The sequence below is a fragment of the Rhodoplanes roseus genome (assembly GCF_003258865.1).
GTDB lineage: Bacteria > Pseudomonadota > Alphaproteobacteria > Rhizobiales > Xanthobacteraceae > Rhodoplanes > Rhodoplanes roseus.
In genome coordinates this window covers 1-13452 of sequence record NZ_NPEX01000019.1, presented here as the reverse complement: position 1 = coordinate 13452, position 13452 = coordinate 1, and the positions used below count along the sequence as shown (strand labels likewise).

The 13452-nt window shown below is 69.9% G+C and carries 14 protein-coding genes; 10 read left to right on the top strand and 4 right to left on the bottom strand.

The window, feature by feature from the left end; translation table 11 throughout:
- Positions 1 to 137: 137 nt before the first annotated feature.
- The 6 genes from CH341_RS04680 to CH341_RS36195 all read left to right on the top strand — a co-directional run bounded on the left by CH341_RS04680 (position 138) and on the right by CH341_RS36195 (position 7678).
- Positions 138 to 2885, top strand: a complete 2748-nt coding sequence (locus CH341_RS04680) for a bifunctional diguanylate cyclase/phosphodiesterase (protein ID WP_170149470.1) — start codon at positions 138 to 140, stop codon at positions 2883 to 2885.
- Positions 2886 to 2889: 4 nt separating this feature from the next.
- Positions 2890 to 3981 (top strand): DUF2336 domain-containing protein, encoded by a 1092-nt coding sequence (locus CH341_RS04675; RefSeq protein WP_170149469.1) that lies wholly within the window; start codon positions 2890 to 2892, stop codon positions 3979 to 3981.
- Positions 3982 to 4059: 78 nt separating this feature from the next.
- A complete protein-coding gene (locus CH341_RS04670; RefSeq protein ID WP_111417867.1) occupies positions 4060 to 6471 on the top strand; it encodes a putative bifunctional diguanylate cyclase/phosphodiesterase in 2412 nt (803 codons plus the stop codon).
- Between the two features lie 306 nt (positions 6472 to 6777).
- Positions 6778 to 7035 (top strand): hypothetical protein, encoded by a 258-nt coding sequence (locus CH341_RS04665; protein WP_111417866.1) that lies wholly within the window; start codon positions 6778 to 6780, stop codon positions 7033 to 7035.
- Positions 7036 to 7066: 31 nt separating this feature from the next.
- A complete protein-coding gene (locus CH341_RS04660; protein WP_111417865.1) occupies positions 7067 to 7375 on the top strand; it encodes a hypothetical protein in 309 nt (102 codons plus the stop codon).
- Between the two features lie 180 nt (positions 7376 to 7555).
- Positions 7556 to 7678 carry a hypothetical protein gene (locus CH341_RS36195; RefSeq protein ID WP_281021866.1) on the top strand — a complete coding sequence of 41 codons (123 nt, stop codon included), beginning with the start codon at positions 7556 to 7558 and terminating at the stop codon, positions 7676 to 7678.
- A gap of 34 nt (positions 7679 to 7712) precedes the next feature.
- Here the strand turns inward: CH341_RS36195 and rpsU are convergent, their stop codons facing one another.
- The 3 genes from rpsU to CH341_RS04645 form a co-directional block, all read right to left on the bottom strand.
- Positions 7713 to 7991 carry a 30S ribosomal protein S21 gene (rpsU, locus tag CH341_RS04655; RefSeq protein ID WP_111417896.1) on the bottom strand — a complete coding sequence of 93 codons (279 nt, stop codon included), beginning with the start codon at positions 7989 to 7991 and terminating at the stop codon, positions 7713 to 7715.
- A gap of 371 nt (positions 7992 to 8362) precedes the next feature.
- Complete coding sequence (locus CH341_RS04650) at positions 8363 to 8659, bottom strand: hypothetical protein (RefSeq protein WP_111417864.1); 297 nt, start codon at positions 8657 to 8659, stop codon at positions 8363 to 8365.
- Positions 8660 to 8911: 252 nt separating this feature from the next.
- Positions 8912 to 10075 (bottom strand): acyl-CoA desaturase, encoded by a 1164-nt coding sequence (locus tag CH341_RS04645; protein WP_111417895.1) that lies wholly within the window; start codon positions 10073 to 10075, stop codon positions 8912 to 8914.
- 619 nt (positions 10076 to 10694) lie between these two features.
- Between CH341_RS04645 and CH341_RS04640 the strand changes: the two genes are divergently transcribed.
- The 4 genes from CH341_RS04640 to CH341_RS04625 all read left to right on the top strand — a co-directional run bounded on the left by CH341_RS04640 (position 10695) and on the right by CH341_RS04625 (position 11915).
- Entirely contained in the window at positions 10695 to 10958 is a 264-nt protein-coding gene (locus CH341_RS04640) for a hypothetical protein (RefSeq protein WP_146604374.1), read from the top strand.
- Positions 10959 to 10960: 2 nt separating this feature from the next.
- Positions 10961 to 11158, top strand: coding sequence for a hypothetical protein (locus CH341_RS04635; RefSeq protein WP_111417862.1), 198 nt, complete (start codon positions 10961 to 10963; stop codon positions 11156 to 11158).
- A gap of 118 nt (positions 11159 to 11276) precedes the next feature.
- A complete protein-coding gene (locus tag CH341_RS04630) occupies positions 11277 to 11480 on the top strand; it encodes a hypothetical protein (protein WP_111417861.1) in 204 nt (67 codons plus the stop codon).
- A 120-nt stretch (positions 11481 to 11600) separates the two neighbouring features.
- Complete coding sequence (locus CH341_RS04625) at positions 11601 to 11915, top strand: hypothetical protein (RefSeq protein WP_111417860.1); 315 nt, start codon at positions 11601 to 11603, stop codon at positions 11913 to 11915.
- Here CH341_RS04625 and pcaB read toward each other — a convergent pair.
- Entirely contained in the window at positions 11882 to 13252 is a 1371-nt protein-coding gene (gene pcaB / locus CH341_RS04620; protein WP_111417859.1) for a 3-carboxy-cis,cis-muconate cycloisomerase, read from the bottom strand. The genes CH341_RS04625 and pcaB overlap by 34 nt on opposite strands.
- Between the last annotated feature and the right edge of the window lie 200 nt (positions 13253 to 13452).

Sequence of the window (13452 nt, the reverse complement as noted above, 5' to 3'; positions counted from 1 at the left end):
TCCCTAACGCTTACGTATTAGACCGGGCCCCTGCTAAGTCACGGAGGGGATGCATGAATCCTTAGCGATTCATCCGGCATGATGGGGCTCGTTCCCAGCACATGTCTCCATCCCGCAGAATCGGCCCGTCTCGCTTCATGTCGCGACCCTGGACCTTCCGGACACTATCCGGCGCCGCCGTGCTGGTCCTCGGGCTGGTGACGGGCGGAGTCGTCGCCGGTGTCTATCTGGACCGGGAGCACGAGATCCGGGCCGGGCTGCGAGAGGCCCGCAACGTCGCGATCATGCTCAGCGGCCAGATCGGCGGCTCCATCGACGCGGTCGACACGGTGCTGCGGGACCTGCAGAGCCGGCTCACGCCCCACCCGGCGCGGGCCGACGTGGAAGCGCCTTCGGTCGACGACCCGCAGGGGTTCAGGGACCTGATGCTCGACCGGATCACACGGCTGCCGCAGGCCTTCTCGATCGCCGTGACGGACAGCCGCGGCCGCGTGATCGTGACCACGGCGGCCTGGCCGACGCCGGAGATCGAGCTCGGCGACCGCGAGTACTTTCTCGATCTCCAGGCGAACGACGACGATCGGCTGAGCACGCCGGTGCCTTCCTTGAACCGGCTGAGCGGTGCCACGACCTTCGTTCTCGCCCGACGTATCAACGGACCCGAGAACCGCTTCCTCGGCGTCGTCTTCGTCAGCCTCGGGACGCAGTATTTCGAACAGGTCTACAGCCCGGTCGCCCGGCTCGACCGGCAGGTGCTGACCTTCGCCCGGGCGGACGGACGCCTGTTCGTGCGCTATCCCGACACCCAGAACCGTTCCGGCACGCCGATTCCGACCGACTCGCCGTGGCACGGCGTTTTCGCCAAAGGCGGCGGAACCTATCACTCCCCGGGCCTGTTCGACGGCGTGCCGCGCTGGGTGACGGTCCAGCGGCTCGACCGATACCCGTTCGCCGTCAGCGTCTCGGTTCCGGAAGGCGCGATCCTCGAGCGCTGGTGGGCGCGCTCGATCGCGGTCGCCGCCGCCACGCTGGCGTTCCTGGCCGCGGCCTTCGTGCTTCTCTATCTCATGATCCGTCAGTACCGCCGCCTGAGCGCCTCCGAGGCGTCGCTGACCGAGAAATCGCGCGACCTCGAGCGCGAGCACGAGACGCTGCTCGTCCACAAGCTGGCGCTGCAGAAGCAGAACCGCCGCTTCGACGCGGCGCTCAACAACATGACCCAGGGGCTCGCGATGTTCGACGGCACCGCCCGTCTCGTCGTGTGCAACGAGCGCTACCGCGAGATGTACGGCATACCGCACGACTGCAGCGCGCCGGGTACGCCGCTGCGCGAGGTCATCGGCGGCTGCACCGATCTTCGCGGCGACGGCGCGCGGGCCGACAAGGTCACCCGCGCGATTCAGGAGCGCGTGTCGTGTCCGTCGGAGACCACGCACGAGTTCGCGCTCGGCAACGGGCGCATCATCGAGATCGTCAATCAGCCGATGGACGGCGGCGGCTGGCTCTCCACCCACGAGGACGTCACCGACCGCCGCGTCGCCGAGGAGAAGGTCCGGCGGCTCGCGCTCAGCGACCTTCTGACCGGCGTCGCGAACCGCTCGAACTTCCTCGAGCAGATTGAGGTGGCGCGCCAGCGGCTCGACACCGAGAGCCGACCGTTCTCGGTGCTGATGCTCGATCTCGATCGCTTCAAGGCCGTCAACGACTCGCTCGGCCACGCCGCCGGCGACGCGCTTCTCAAGGAGATCGCGCGCCGTCTGGTCGGGGCGTTGCGGGCCGACGACGTGCTGGCCCGGCTGGGCGGCGACGAGTTCGCCGTGATCCAGTCGCCGCCGCGCGACTTCGTGCCGGACGGGGACCCGACCGAGATCATGCGGGAGAGCGCGATCGTGCTGGCCAGCCGCATCGTCGACCTGGTCGATCAGCCTTTCGTCATCGACGGCAACAAGGTCGTGGTCGGCGCCAGCATCGGCATCGCGCTGGCGCCCCGCGACGCGGTGCGGGGCGACGAGCTGATGAAGAAGGCCGATCTCGCGCTCTACGCCATCAAGGGCAACGGGCGGAACGGCTTCGCCTTCTTCGATCCGTCCATGGCCGCGCAGGCGGACGAGCGGCACCGGCTGGAGGTCGACTTCCGGGCCGGGCTGGCGCGCGGCGAGTTCGAGCTCTACTACCAGCCGCTGGTCGAGGCCGGCACGCGGCGGCTGCGCGCCATGGAGGCGCTGGTCCGCTGGCATCATCCCGATCACGGCCTGGTCGCGCCCGACCGCTTCATCGCCATGGCCGAGGACACCGGGCTGGTCGGCGCGCTCGGAGAATGGATCCTGCAGACCGCCTGCGCCGAGGCGGCGAGCTGGCCCGACGACGTCAAGATCGCCGTCAACATCTCGCCGGTCCAGTTCCGCAAGACCAATCTGCTCGACGTGATCATGTGCGCCCTGGTCGATTCCGGGCTGCCGCCCGAGCGGCTGGAGATCGAGATCACCGAGCGCGTGCTGCTCGAATGGGAGGCCGAGCATCTGTCGACCCTCCATCAGCTCAAGACTCTCGGCATCGCGATCGCACTCGACGATTTCGGCACCGGCTACTCGTCGCTGAGCTACCTGACCGCCTTCCCGTTCGACAAGCTCAAGATCGACCGCTGCTTCACCCGCGATCTGCTGGCGCGGGACGATTGCGGCGCCATCGTGTGCGCCATCGTCAATCTCGGGCGCTCGCTCGACATGGTGACGGTCGCCGAGGGGGTCGAGACCGAGACGCAGCTGCAGCTCCTGCGGGCCGCCGGCGTCGATCAGGTTCAGGGCTTCCTGGTGGGTCGGCCGGCGCCCGCGGCGGAGCTCGGCATCACCATGGCGCGTGACGGCGCGGCCTATGTCCAGGCGTGACGCGATGACCACGAGCAGGACCATCATCGAGGAACTGGAGGAGGCGCTGTCCAACCGGGCCATCGGCTACCGGGCCGAGGCGCTGCGCCGGATCACCGACCTGTTCCTGGGGAGCGCCGCCGACTACGGCGAGGACGAGATCTCGCTGTTCGACGACGTGATGGTGAGGCTGATCGGCGAGATGGAGACGTCGGTTCGCGCCGCGCTGGCCCGACGCCTCTCCGAAGTGCCGAACGCGCCGAGGACGCTGATCCGCAAGCTGGCCCAGGACGACGCGATCGACGTCGCCGAGCCGGTGCTCACGTCGTCGGAGCGGCTCGGCGAGGATGCGCTGGTCGAGACGGCGAGCACGGCGAGCCAGGCGCATCTGCTCGCGATCTCGCGACGTGCGGCGGTGAGCGAGGCCGTCTCGGACGTGCTGGTCACCCGCGGTGATCGCGACGTCGCTTTGTCCACCGTGGCGAATGCCGGTGTCCGCCTCTCGGAGCGGGGCCACGGGATGCTGGTCGAGCGCTCGAAGGACGACGACGCGCTCGCGGCCGGCGTCTGGGTGCGGCGCGACATTCCGCGCCACCATCTGCTGAAGCTCTTCACGGTGGCCTCCGAGAACGTCCGGCGGACGCTCGAGACCGTCGACGGCCGGAGCTCGAAGGTGCTCCGCGAGCTGCTCTCGGACGTGTCGGGCCAGGTCCAGGCGTCGATGCGGCAGCCGACCGGCGACTACACCGAGGCGCGCCGCGCCGTCGCCGAGCTGCGCCGCTTCGGTGTCCTCGACGAGGCCAAGGTCCGCGAGTTCGCCGCGACCGGCCGGTTCGACGAGACCACGGTGGCGCTGGCCGAGCTGCTGGACCTGCCGATCGACGCCTGCGAGCGGGCCATGACGCAGCCGCGGCCCGAGCTGGTGATCCTGCTCGCCAAGGCGATCGGACTGTCGTGGAACACGACCAAGACGATCCTGCGGCTGCGCGGCGGCAACGCCGCGCTCGACCGCAGCAACGAGGATCTGACGGCCTTCACCAAGCTGCGGCCCGAGACGGCCCGCAAGGCGGTTCAGTTCCTGCGGCTGCGCGGCCGTGTGACCCAGGGGCGAAGCTGAGAGCGGCGGGCCGGCCCCGGAGAGAGTCTCTTAAAGCGCGCGCGTTATGTTACCTCCGGAGCGGTGGAGTGGAATTCGATGAGACCTTCGGGGGCGTGGAGGCTGGCGAGACGGGGGACGGCGGCGCTGCCCGCCGACGTGCACGCCGAGCTGGTGGCGGCGCTCTTCACACCCGTGCCGTCGCTGGTGCTCGGCTGGAGCTGCACGGTCCTGATCGCCGTGGTCGTCAGCCTGCGCACCGACAACCTCGTGCTGACCGCGATCACCACCGGGTTGGCGGCGATCGCCGTCGCCCGCCTGGTGCTGGTGCTGTCCTATCGGCGCCATCCGATCGCGCGGGGGGCCGAGGCCGCGACGGTGCGGCGCTGGGAGCGCCTCTGGGCCCTCGGCGCCTGCGCCTTCGCCGGCGTGCTCGGCCTGCTGTGCCTCGCCGCCTTCGTCGAGGTCGACGATCCGGTGACGCATCTGCTCGTCGACGCGGCGACGATCGGCTACATCGCCGGCGCGACGGCACGCAATTCCGTGCGGCCGCGCGTGGCGATCGCACAGACCGTCCTCACCTTGCTGCCGATCGCCGCCGGTGCGCTGTGGCGGGGCGGTGTCGCCTATCAGATCTTCGCCGTGGTGACGCTGCTCTACACGCTCGCCGCCGTCGAGCTCGCCGTCACGCTGGGGCGCCGCAGCCTGCGCCATCGCCTGGCGCACGGCGAGAAGGCCGCGCTCGCCCGCTCGCTCGCCGCGCAGAACATGCGGTTCGAGGCGGCGCTGAGCAACATGTCGCACGGACTCTGCATGTTCGACCGGCGTGGCCGTCTGGTCGTCAGCAACCGGCGCCTGTGCGAGATCTACGGCCTGCCGTCCGGCTCGTTCCGGCCCGGAATGTCGGTCCGCGACATGCTCGTGCGCAGCGTCGAGGCCGGCAATCATCCCGACCGCAGCGCGGCCGAGCTGGCGGAGTTCTTCGAGGGCCGGCTCGTCGGCGGGATGCCGAGCTGCTCCAAGATGGAGATCGCCGGCGGCCGTACCATCCAGCTCTCGCAGTGGCCGATCGAGGACGGCGGCGCCGTGGTGCTGTTCGAGGACGTCACCGAGCGCGAGCAGGCGGTGGCGCGGGCCGAATGGCTCGCCACGCACGACGACATGACCGGGCTTCCGAACCGCACGCTGTTCGGCCGCACGCTGGACGACGCGGTCGCCGCCGCGCGCGGCGACGGCGGACGTTTCGCCGTGATGTTCATCGACCTCGACCGCTTCAAGTTCATCAACGACTCGCTCGGCCATGCGGCCGGCGACCTGCTGCTGAAGGAGGTCGCGGTGCGGCTCGCGCGCTGCGTCGGCGCCGACGACGTCGTCTCCCGCCTCGGCGGCGACGAGTTCGTGATGCTGCTGCGCGGCGTCCACGAGGCCGAGGACGTGGCCGTGGTCGCCCGCGCCGTGCTGGCGGCCGTCGCTGAACCCATCGTGGTGCTCGGCCAGGAATGCAGCGTCACGGCCAGCATCGGCGTGGCGTTCCATCCGACCGACGGGCACGACGCCGAGACGCTCACCCGCAACGCCGACGCCGCGATGTACATGGCCAAGGACGAGGGCCGCAGCTGCGTGCGCGTGTTCTCGCCCGTGATCGAGCGTCGCTCGTTCGAGCGGCTGGTGCTGGAGGCCGGGCTGCGCGGCGCGCTCGAGCGCGACGAGCTGGTGCTGCATTATCAGCCCAAGCGTCGGATCGCGACCGGCGACATATCGGGCGTCGAGGCGCTGGTTCGGTGGCGCCATCCGGCGCTCGGCCTGGTGTCGCCCGCCCGCTTCGTTCCGCTCGCCGAGGAGACCGGGCTGATCGTGCCGATCGGCCGCTGGGTGCTGGCGACGGCCTGCGCGCAGGCCGTCGCCTGGCAGCGCCAGGGGCTCGCCCCGCTGCGGGTCGCCGTCAACCTGTCGCCGCGTCAGTTCGCCGACGAGACGCTGCTCGCCGACATCGAGGCGGCGCTCGCCGGCTCGGGCCTGCCGCCGGATCTGCTGGAGCTCGAGATCACCGAGAGCATGGTGGTCGAGAATCTCGGTCACACGCTGCCGCTGCTGACGGCGCTGCGCGAGCGCGGCGTGCATCTGGCCATCGACGACTTCGGCACCGGCTACTCGTCGATGGCGCTGGTCAAGCAGTTCCCGGTGGACACGATCAAGATCGATCGCTCCTTCATCCGCGACGTGCTGTCCAATCCGGAGGACACGGCGATCGCCGAGGCGGTCCTGGCGCTCGGCAAGGCGCTCGATCTCACCATCGTGGCGGAAGGCGTCGAGACCGCCGCCCAGGAGGCGTTTCTGCGCGAGCGCGGCTGCGACGAGATGCAGGGTTATCTGTTCAGCCGGCCACTGCCGCCGGACGAGATGGCCGCCTTCGTGACGGACTACGAGCTGTCACGGTTGAAGGTGCTCGCGGCCGGGCAGGAGGGGACGCGCAACCGTCGCGGCCGGACGCGCCGCGCCGGGAAGGCGTGAGGCGGCGCGCGGCGCGTCCGAAATATCGCTCGCCAATGCGGCCCAATGCGCCCATAGTCCCCCGGGCGCCGGTCCTCACTGCGCCGACCTGAAACTGCGCCGATCCAACAACACGCCCGTTCACGTCGATGCGGTGTCGCGTCGACGTTCAACTGCGTTCGGCTCTGCGGCACTGGCCTGCAGAGCCCGTCTCGCCGCGTCCGATACGGCGGGCCATCGACGGTCGGGACCAACGAGCACGACGCCGTCCGCGAAATCGCGGCGGCGATCATCGACCGTGGCCGACGTCACGCGAAGGAGCACCACATGGACGGGTTCGACTGGAACAGTGCCGCGGAGTTGTTTCCGTCGCGCAGTCGCAGGACCGGACGGCAGCTCACCTATCGCCGCTTCGACCGGGTGAGCGAGGCGGTTCGTTTCGCCGTCGAGGATCTTCCCGCCGCGCTGCTGACCGGAGCCTATCTGGAGGTCGACGAGGAGCGCTTCGACGCGCACGGCATTCGGCGCCTCTATGCGCGCCGCGATTTTCCGGCGGAGCGGCGGATCGTCGGAACGGCGGCGTGAGCCCGTCGATCCCGCACGATCGAGGGTTCCGATGACCGAGAAGACGATCGATCTCGACCAGCACCGCGGCATGGCCGCCCAGCACGCCACCGAGCTGCGCCGCATGCGCGCCGACGTGGAGGCGAACGCCAAGGCGCTGCAGGAGCGCCAGCTCGAGCTCGAGATGCGCCTGCTCGCGTCGCCGGCCCGCAGCTGGGCCGAAGCCGCCGAGAAGGCGCAGTACCTGCTGTCGCTGCTCGCCGACAGTCCCGCCGGGCAGGATCCCCGGCGCAAGCGTCTCATTGCCGACGTGGTCGAGGAGTTCCGGCGCCTCGGCAACGAGTCGAGCGCCACGTCGTGACGATCGACTTCTGCGATCGCATGACGAGGCGGCTCCCCCCGGGTCTGCGCGTCGCGCGGCCCGGGGGTCTGCTGCGACCGGCGTCTGGCCGGCGCATGCCGGGCGGCGACCGGCCCGCGGGCGGGTCCGCCTCGGGTCGGTGATCATCGCGTGGTTTGGAAAGCTTCGGAGGACAGCGCCTTGACCAGCACGGCCAGTGACGGCGGGCAGCTCGCCCGCTACGCCCTTCCGGCGACGATCGTCGTCGTCGCCGGATTGTTCGCCGTGTTCCTGATCGTCTTCAACTTCACCGATTTCTTCTGACTTCGCCGCGGCGTCGCGGCGCAGGTCCGATGACTCACGCCGCCGGTCGGGGCGGCCGGGCCGCCGCGCCGGCGCGGCCGGGGGCCAGCACCTTCTTCTTCGGCGCGGCGATCAGCCCCTCGCGCACGGCCTTCTTGCGGGCGAGCTTGCGGGCGCGGCGCACCGCCTCTCCCTTCTCGCGATTGGCACGCTCCGACGGCTTCTCGTAGAAGCGCCGCCGCTTCATCTCGCGGAACACGCCGTCGCGCTGCATCTTCTTCTTCAGGACGCGGAGAGCCTGGTCGACATTGTTGTCGCGGACGAACACCTGCAAGCGGATCACTCCTGTGTCGTGCCGGCGCCTGACGCGGGACACGCGTTCGGCGCCTGGTGACGGGCGGCCGGGACGAGGTGGCCCGGAGTCGTCGCGGACGACGACGGCCACACGGGCGGACGAGAACGATCGGCGCGCCGGGATGGTCCCGGCGACGTCGTCATCCCGAACGGCTCTCTGAATCCGGCTGACCGACGAGAGCAACGCACGCCGTCGAACGAAAGAGTCCGGTCGCGACGGCTGCAGCCCGGCCGTCCGGGCACCATGGACCCTCGGTCGGCAAATAGCCACCCTTAATCTCGGCGGCCGCCGTCCCATGGCGGTGCCGTGCGGTGTGGAGGCCGGCCGGCGAGCGCGGCGCGCGGGCTTGCCTATTGCAGCGTCACCGGGTCGCCGTCGTCGGTTTCCCAGACGAAGTTGACCCCGCCGGCGCCGACCGTGAACCAGCGCTGTCGATGCGGGGATTCGATGCGGTGGAAGCCCAGCACGACCTCTCCGGTCACCTCGCTCACCGCGACGATGGCGGCTTTCGCCATCAGCAAGGCGCACAGCACCCGCGCGTCCTGCTCGTGGCAGCCGGAGGTGGAGAGCGCGCGGCTGAGGGTCGAGACGGCCTCGTCCTGGTCGTGGATCACCGAGACCTGCTGCAGCTCCGGCGGAAGGCGCATGCCAGTTCTCCTGCCGGAATCCGCGTCGAGAACCGAGCACGATAGCCCGGTGCGGTTCGTCGGCCTGGCTTCGTCGCCTCGCGTCGAGACCACTCCCACCGGAGGTCTTCCAACAACGAACGGGCGATCGGTTTTCTGATCTGGATCAAAAAACCCGAGAAAGAGGCGTGCCGGGTCGGCGCCGCAACCCCCACGGTCGCTCGCCGGCCCGGAGCCGGGCGGTCTCCTCGCCGGCACGCGCCTCTTCTCGGATCAGGTCCGCGCCGCCACGGCGAGACGCGCCCCCACCGCGGCGACGATCAGCTCGTGGGCCCGGTCGACGATCGCGTCGATGGACGGGGTCTTGGCGAACATCCGGCGGGCCTCGGCCTGCAGCTCCTCGCGGGACGGCAGATGCGGCAGCTGGAGGGTGGACAGCGTGTCGGCCGTGCGCTGCTGGGCGCGGGCCAGGGTCGCCCGCAAGGTGGCGAGCTCGGCCCCGTGGAGGGTCGCCGCGACGGCGGCGGCGATCCGGTCGGCGCAGAAGCGCTCGGCGAGCTGCGCGGCGGCCCGGTCGACGACCTTGCGGCCGAGCCGCTGCTCGTTGCGGAGCACCTGTGCGGGCGGCGACTTCAAGTCCCACACGACGCCGACGACCGAGAGCAGCCTCAGCACGTAGTAGGTCGCGTCGATCTCCCACCAGCGGAATCCCTGCCGGGCGCTGCTCTGATAAGCGTGGTGATTGTTGTGCCAGCCCTCGCCCATGGTGAACAGCGCGAGCGCCCAATTGTTGCGGGAGTCGTCGCCCGTCACGTAGCGCTGGCGTCCGTGCACATGGGCCAGCGAGTTGATGCAGAAGGTCCCGTGATACAGCAGCACGGTGCTCCAGAAGAAGCCGACCACCAGTCCGGCCCAGCCGGCGACCAGGAAGCACAGCACCGCGAGCACGATCGCCGGGACGAGCTCGTGACGGTGCAGCCAGGCGATCTCGGGATAGCGGGCCAGATCCGCGACCTTGCCGAGATCGGTGTCGTCGTGACGGCGCGCGAAGATCCAGCCCAGGTGACTGTAGAAGAAACCGCTCTGCCGCGGCGAGTGCACGTCCTCGACGGTATCCGAGTGGAGATGATGGTGACGATGCTTGGCGGCCCACCACAGCACGCTCTTCTGGGCCGTGCTCTGCGCCAGCACGGCGAGCACGAACTGGAAGGCCCGGCTGGTCGAATAGGCGCGGTGCGAGAAGTAACGATGGTAGCCGGCGCCCACCGCGAACATGCGCAGCCAATAGAGGCCGATGCAGAGAGCGACCGCGCTCGTCGTCACGCCGGTCCAGATCGCGCCCAGGCAGGCGACGTGAACGAGCACGAACGGAATGGCGGACGGATAGACGATGTCGTCGTGATCATCCGGCGGCGGCGCGGCGCGGCGCTCGTCCATGGCGGGCTGGTCCATGGCGGGCTGGTCCTTGGCGGGCTGGTCCATGGGGGTCCCGGCGATGGACGTGGGCTCGTGCTGCATAAGGCTCCTGTGGCGCTTTCGACGGGATCGGCCCGGCGGCGTCGTGCTGGTTCGTGGCGAGTGCTGGACGGCGTCACCGCAGCCGTGGCGCCGAGTGGCGCGTCAGGGACGCGGCGACGAAAGGTGCGGTATCGGGTGACGTCCAGGCCCGGGCGTCGGATCGATCACGTTCGGCAGGGATCCAGTGTGCCGTGACGACCGGACCGGTCGGATCAGCGGACGGTGACGAACCATGTCGGATTCCGGCGGGCGTGTCCAAAATCACGACAGGCAAATCACCCGATGCTTCACAGTTGAGCGGGCGAGTCGGGCAAGACAAGGGCGGATCAGACGATGCCGGCCGCGTCATTTCGTCCTGAATCCGTCGGCGGGACGCGCCCCGATTGGTCGCCACGGGCGGGACGGCGACGAAAAGAACGATAAAATAGTGCTCGACGAGGGCGGTCCGAGCCCCCACATATGGTGGATCAGGGGCACGCTTCAGAGGCGCCCCTGCCTGAGAGACTGCTCGTGCTCCCGCCTCGATGAAGGAGCCGACATGCTGCGCACCCGGTCCGAGACCCCGGTCGAGACGACACGAATGCGCGGTGCAGACGCGGTGGCCGCCGAAGCGATGCTGTCCGGAATGCGGGAGTCGGGTGTCTGCCCGTCCTGCGGCGCCATCGGCCCGATCGCCCCGCTGAGATCGGAATTCATCGAATCGGAGGAGGGCGGGCTCGGCCACGTTCTCCATCACTGGCGTTGCGCGCGGTGCCGGCACGGCTGGAGCACCTCCGTCCACATGCCGATCGGGGAGTGGTGAGCATGAATCACAAGTTTCGGACCGGACAGAACGTCCGCCTTCTCGGCGGGGCGCCGTATCGTCAGGCCGCCGACGGCCTCTACGAGGTGGTGCGCCAGCTTCCCTACGCCGAAGGCGACTTTCAGTACCGGATCAAGAGCGGCCGCGAGCAGTACGAGCGCGTCGTCAAGGAGAGCGAGATCGAGACGGTACGCGGCTGACCGTGCGTCCGGTCGCGGCGGCGTCTCACCCGGTCGTGAGAGGCGACAGCGTCCGGCCGGTATCTTGATCTCGATATCTCGATATCGGTGTCTGAAGGTGGGTGTCGGCAGGTCGGTCATGACCACGATTCAGCAGACCGCCGGATGCGGCGGCGAGTTCACCTGCGAGAGCTGCGGCGCGCTCTATGCCGTCCGCATCGAGGAAACGCCGGTGCAGGACCGCAGCGCCGCGCGTTGCGAGGTGTGCGGGCAGATCATGGCGGACTGGCAGTCCGGTCACAGCCTGCACTTCGTCCTGAAGGAACGGCCGCAGCCCACGTGATCGGGGGGCGCGATTGTTGCCCGCGCCTCGCGACCCGCGTCGCGGAGCGTCGAGGCCGGCCTGATGCTGACGCCGGCGAGACGCGTCGATCCAGAAGTCGATCCAGAAAGAGAGAGCCGCATGCCCACCGCGAATTCGGCCTTTCCGGCCAATCTCCACTTCGATCGGGTCACCATGGCGACCATGGAAGCCGCCTTCGATCGGGTCTGCGGCGCGCTCGGATGCGGGCACGCCCTCACACTGGTGAAGATGGCCGCCGCCATGCACATCATGACGCTCGCCCAGGCCGGCGAGCGCGATCCCGAGCGGTTGAGCGCCCAGGCTCTCCTGGCGATCGGATTCCGTCCCACCGCGGCGGAGCCGCCGCTCGCCGCGGCGCCGACCGTCGCGCCGCAGGTGGATCAGGACTGCGCCGAGTCGCTGCCGGTGGAATAGCGCGCCAGCACGCGATCGACCGTCTCGCCCGCCGCCCCGGTGTAGTTGGCGGGATCGCAGAGCCGGTCGATGGCGTCCTCGTCGAGATGCTTCGTCACCTCGGCGTTCGTCTTCAGAACATCGGAGAGCGGTCGCCCGCTCTCCAGCACTTGGCGCGACAGCTCCGCCATCAGATGATGCGCGTTGCCGCGGCCGATCTTCGCGGCCAGCCCCATGGCGACCGCTTCGGCCGTCACTAGGCCGTTGGTGATGTCGACATTCCTGCGCATCCGCGCCGGATCGACAGACAGGCCGCTCACCAGCGCACGGGTGTGAGCGAGCACGCCGGCCGCGAGGCAGAAGATCTCCGGCACCACGATCCATTCGCTCTGCCAGGCGCCGCTGGCGCGCTCGTGGTCCTCGACCATCGCCTCGTACAGCACGCTCGCGAGCTGGCGCACCACCGGCACGGCCGCCTGGATCATCACCGAGGACACCGGGTTGCGCTTCTGCGGCATGGTGCTGGACGAGCCGCGGCCCGGCGCCGCCGCTTCCGCGACCTCGGCGACCTCGGTCTGCATCAGCAGCGTCACGTCGCGGGCGAGCTTGCCGCAGGTGCCGGTGACCAGCGCCAGGAACCCGCCGGTCTCGGCGATGCGGTCGCGTGCCGTATGCCAGGCGATCTCCGGCGTTCCGAGCCCGAGCTTGGCCATCAGGGCCGTGTGCACGGCCGGGCCCTTCGGGCCCAGCGAGGCGAGGGTGCCGACGGCGCCGCCGAACTGCCCGACCAGCACGCGCGGCGACAGCTGGGCGAGGCGCTCCCGATCGCGCAGCACGGCGGCGAGCACGCCCGCCATCTTGAAGCCGAACGTGGTCGGGATGGCGTGCTGGAGCTGGCTGCGCGCCGCCATCACGGTATCGCGATGCGTTCCGGCGAGGTCGGCGAGCGCCTCGGCGATGGCGGTGAGATCCTGGTCGATCAAGGCGAGGGCGGCGCGCATCTGCAGCACCGTCGCAGTGTCCATGATGTCCTGGGTGGTGGCGCCGAAATGGCACCACTGGCCGAGATCGTCGCGGCACAGCGCGGTGAGCTGGGCGACGACGGGCTGTACCGGGGCGCCGATGCGCTCGCTGTCGCGCTTCAGCCGGTCGAGGTCGAGCGCGTCCACGGCGCAGTGGCGGGCGATCTCCGCGGCGGCGTCCGCCGGGATGACGCCGAGCCGGGCTTCGACACGGGCGAGCGCCGCCTCGATGTCGAGGTAGAGCTGCAGCCGGTGCTCGTCGGAGAAGACGGTCCGCATCGCCGCGGTGGAGAAGACGTCGCGCAGGATTATCGAATCGAGGGCGGTGGCGGGCATGGGGTCTTCCACGGACGGGGGGCAGGGCGCCGGGACGGGTGGAGCCGCCTGCATACCGATGTCACGGTTATGCCGGATACAGGAGACTACCCGTCCATGCGAAGTTGCTCCATGCCCGAAGCGTCCGATATCCGGCTCCCGGTCCTGCACGCCGCCTTGCCCGCCTCCTTGTCCGCGCCCGAGCTGCGGCCGGGCGCCCG

Excerpts from the sequence above, each read along its gene's own strand:
- CH341_RS04680 (WP_170149470.1), top strand. The coding sequence starts at position 138 with ATGTCGCGACCCTGGACCTTCCGGACACTATCCGGCGCCGCCGTGCTG.
- CH341_RS04675 (WP_170149469.1), top strand. The coding sequence starts at position 2,890 with ATGACCACGAGCAGGACCATCATCGAGGAACTGGAGGAGGCGCTGTCC.
- CH341_RS04670 (WP_111417867.1), top strand. The coding sequence starts at position 4,060 with ATGAGACCTTCGGGGGCGTGGAGGCTGGCGAGACGGGGGACGGCGGCG.
- CH341_RS04665 (WP_111417866.1), top strand. The coding sequence starts at position 6,778 with ATGGACGGGTTCGACTGGAACAGTGCCGCGGAGTTGTTTCCGTCGCGC.
- CH341_RS04660 (WP_111417865.1), top strand. The coding sequence starts at position 7,067 with ATGACCGAGAAGACGATCGATCTCGACCAGCACCGCGGCATGGCCGCC.
- CH341_RS04650 (WP_111417864.1), bottom strand. The coding sequence starts at position 8,659 with ATGCGCCTTCCGCCGGAGCTGCAGCAGGTCTCGGTGATCCACGACCAG.
- CH341_RS04645 (WP_111417895.1), bottom strand. The coding sequence starts at position 10,075 with ATGGACGAGCGCCGCGCCGCGCCGCCGCCGGATGATCACGACGACATC.
- CH341_RS04640 (WP_146604374.1), top strand. The coding sequence starts at position 10,695 with ATGCTGCGCACCCGGTCCGAGACCCCGGTCGAGACGACACGAATGCGC.
- CH341_RS04635 (WP_111417862.1), top strand. The coding sequence starts at position 10,961 with ATGAATCACAAGTTTCGGACCGGACAGAACGTCCGCCTTCTCGGCGGG.
- CH341_RS04630 (WP_111417861.1), top strand. The coding sequence starts at position 11,277 with ATGACCACGATTCAGCAGACCGCCGGATGCGGCGGCGAGTTCACCTGC.
- CH341_RS04625 (WP_111417860.1), top strand. The coding sequence starts at position 11,601 with ATGCCCACCGCGAATTCGGCCTTTCCGGCCAATCTCCACTTCGATCGG.
- pcaB (WP_111417859.1), bottom strand. The coding sequence starts at position 13,252 with ATGCCCGCCACCGCCCTCGATTCGATAATCCTGCGCGACGTCTTCTCC.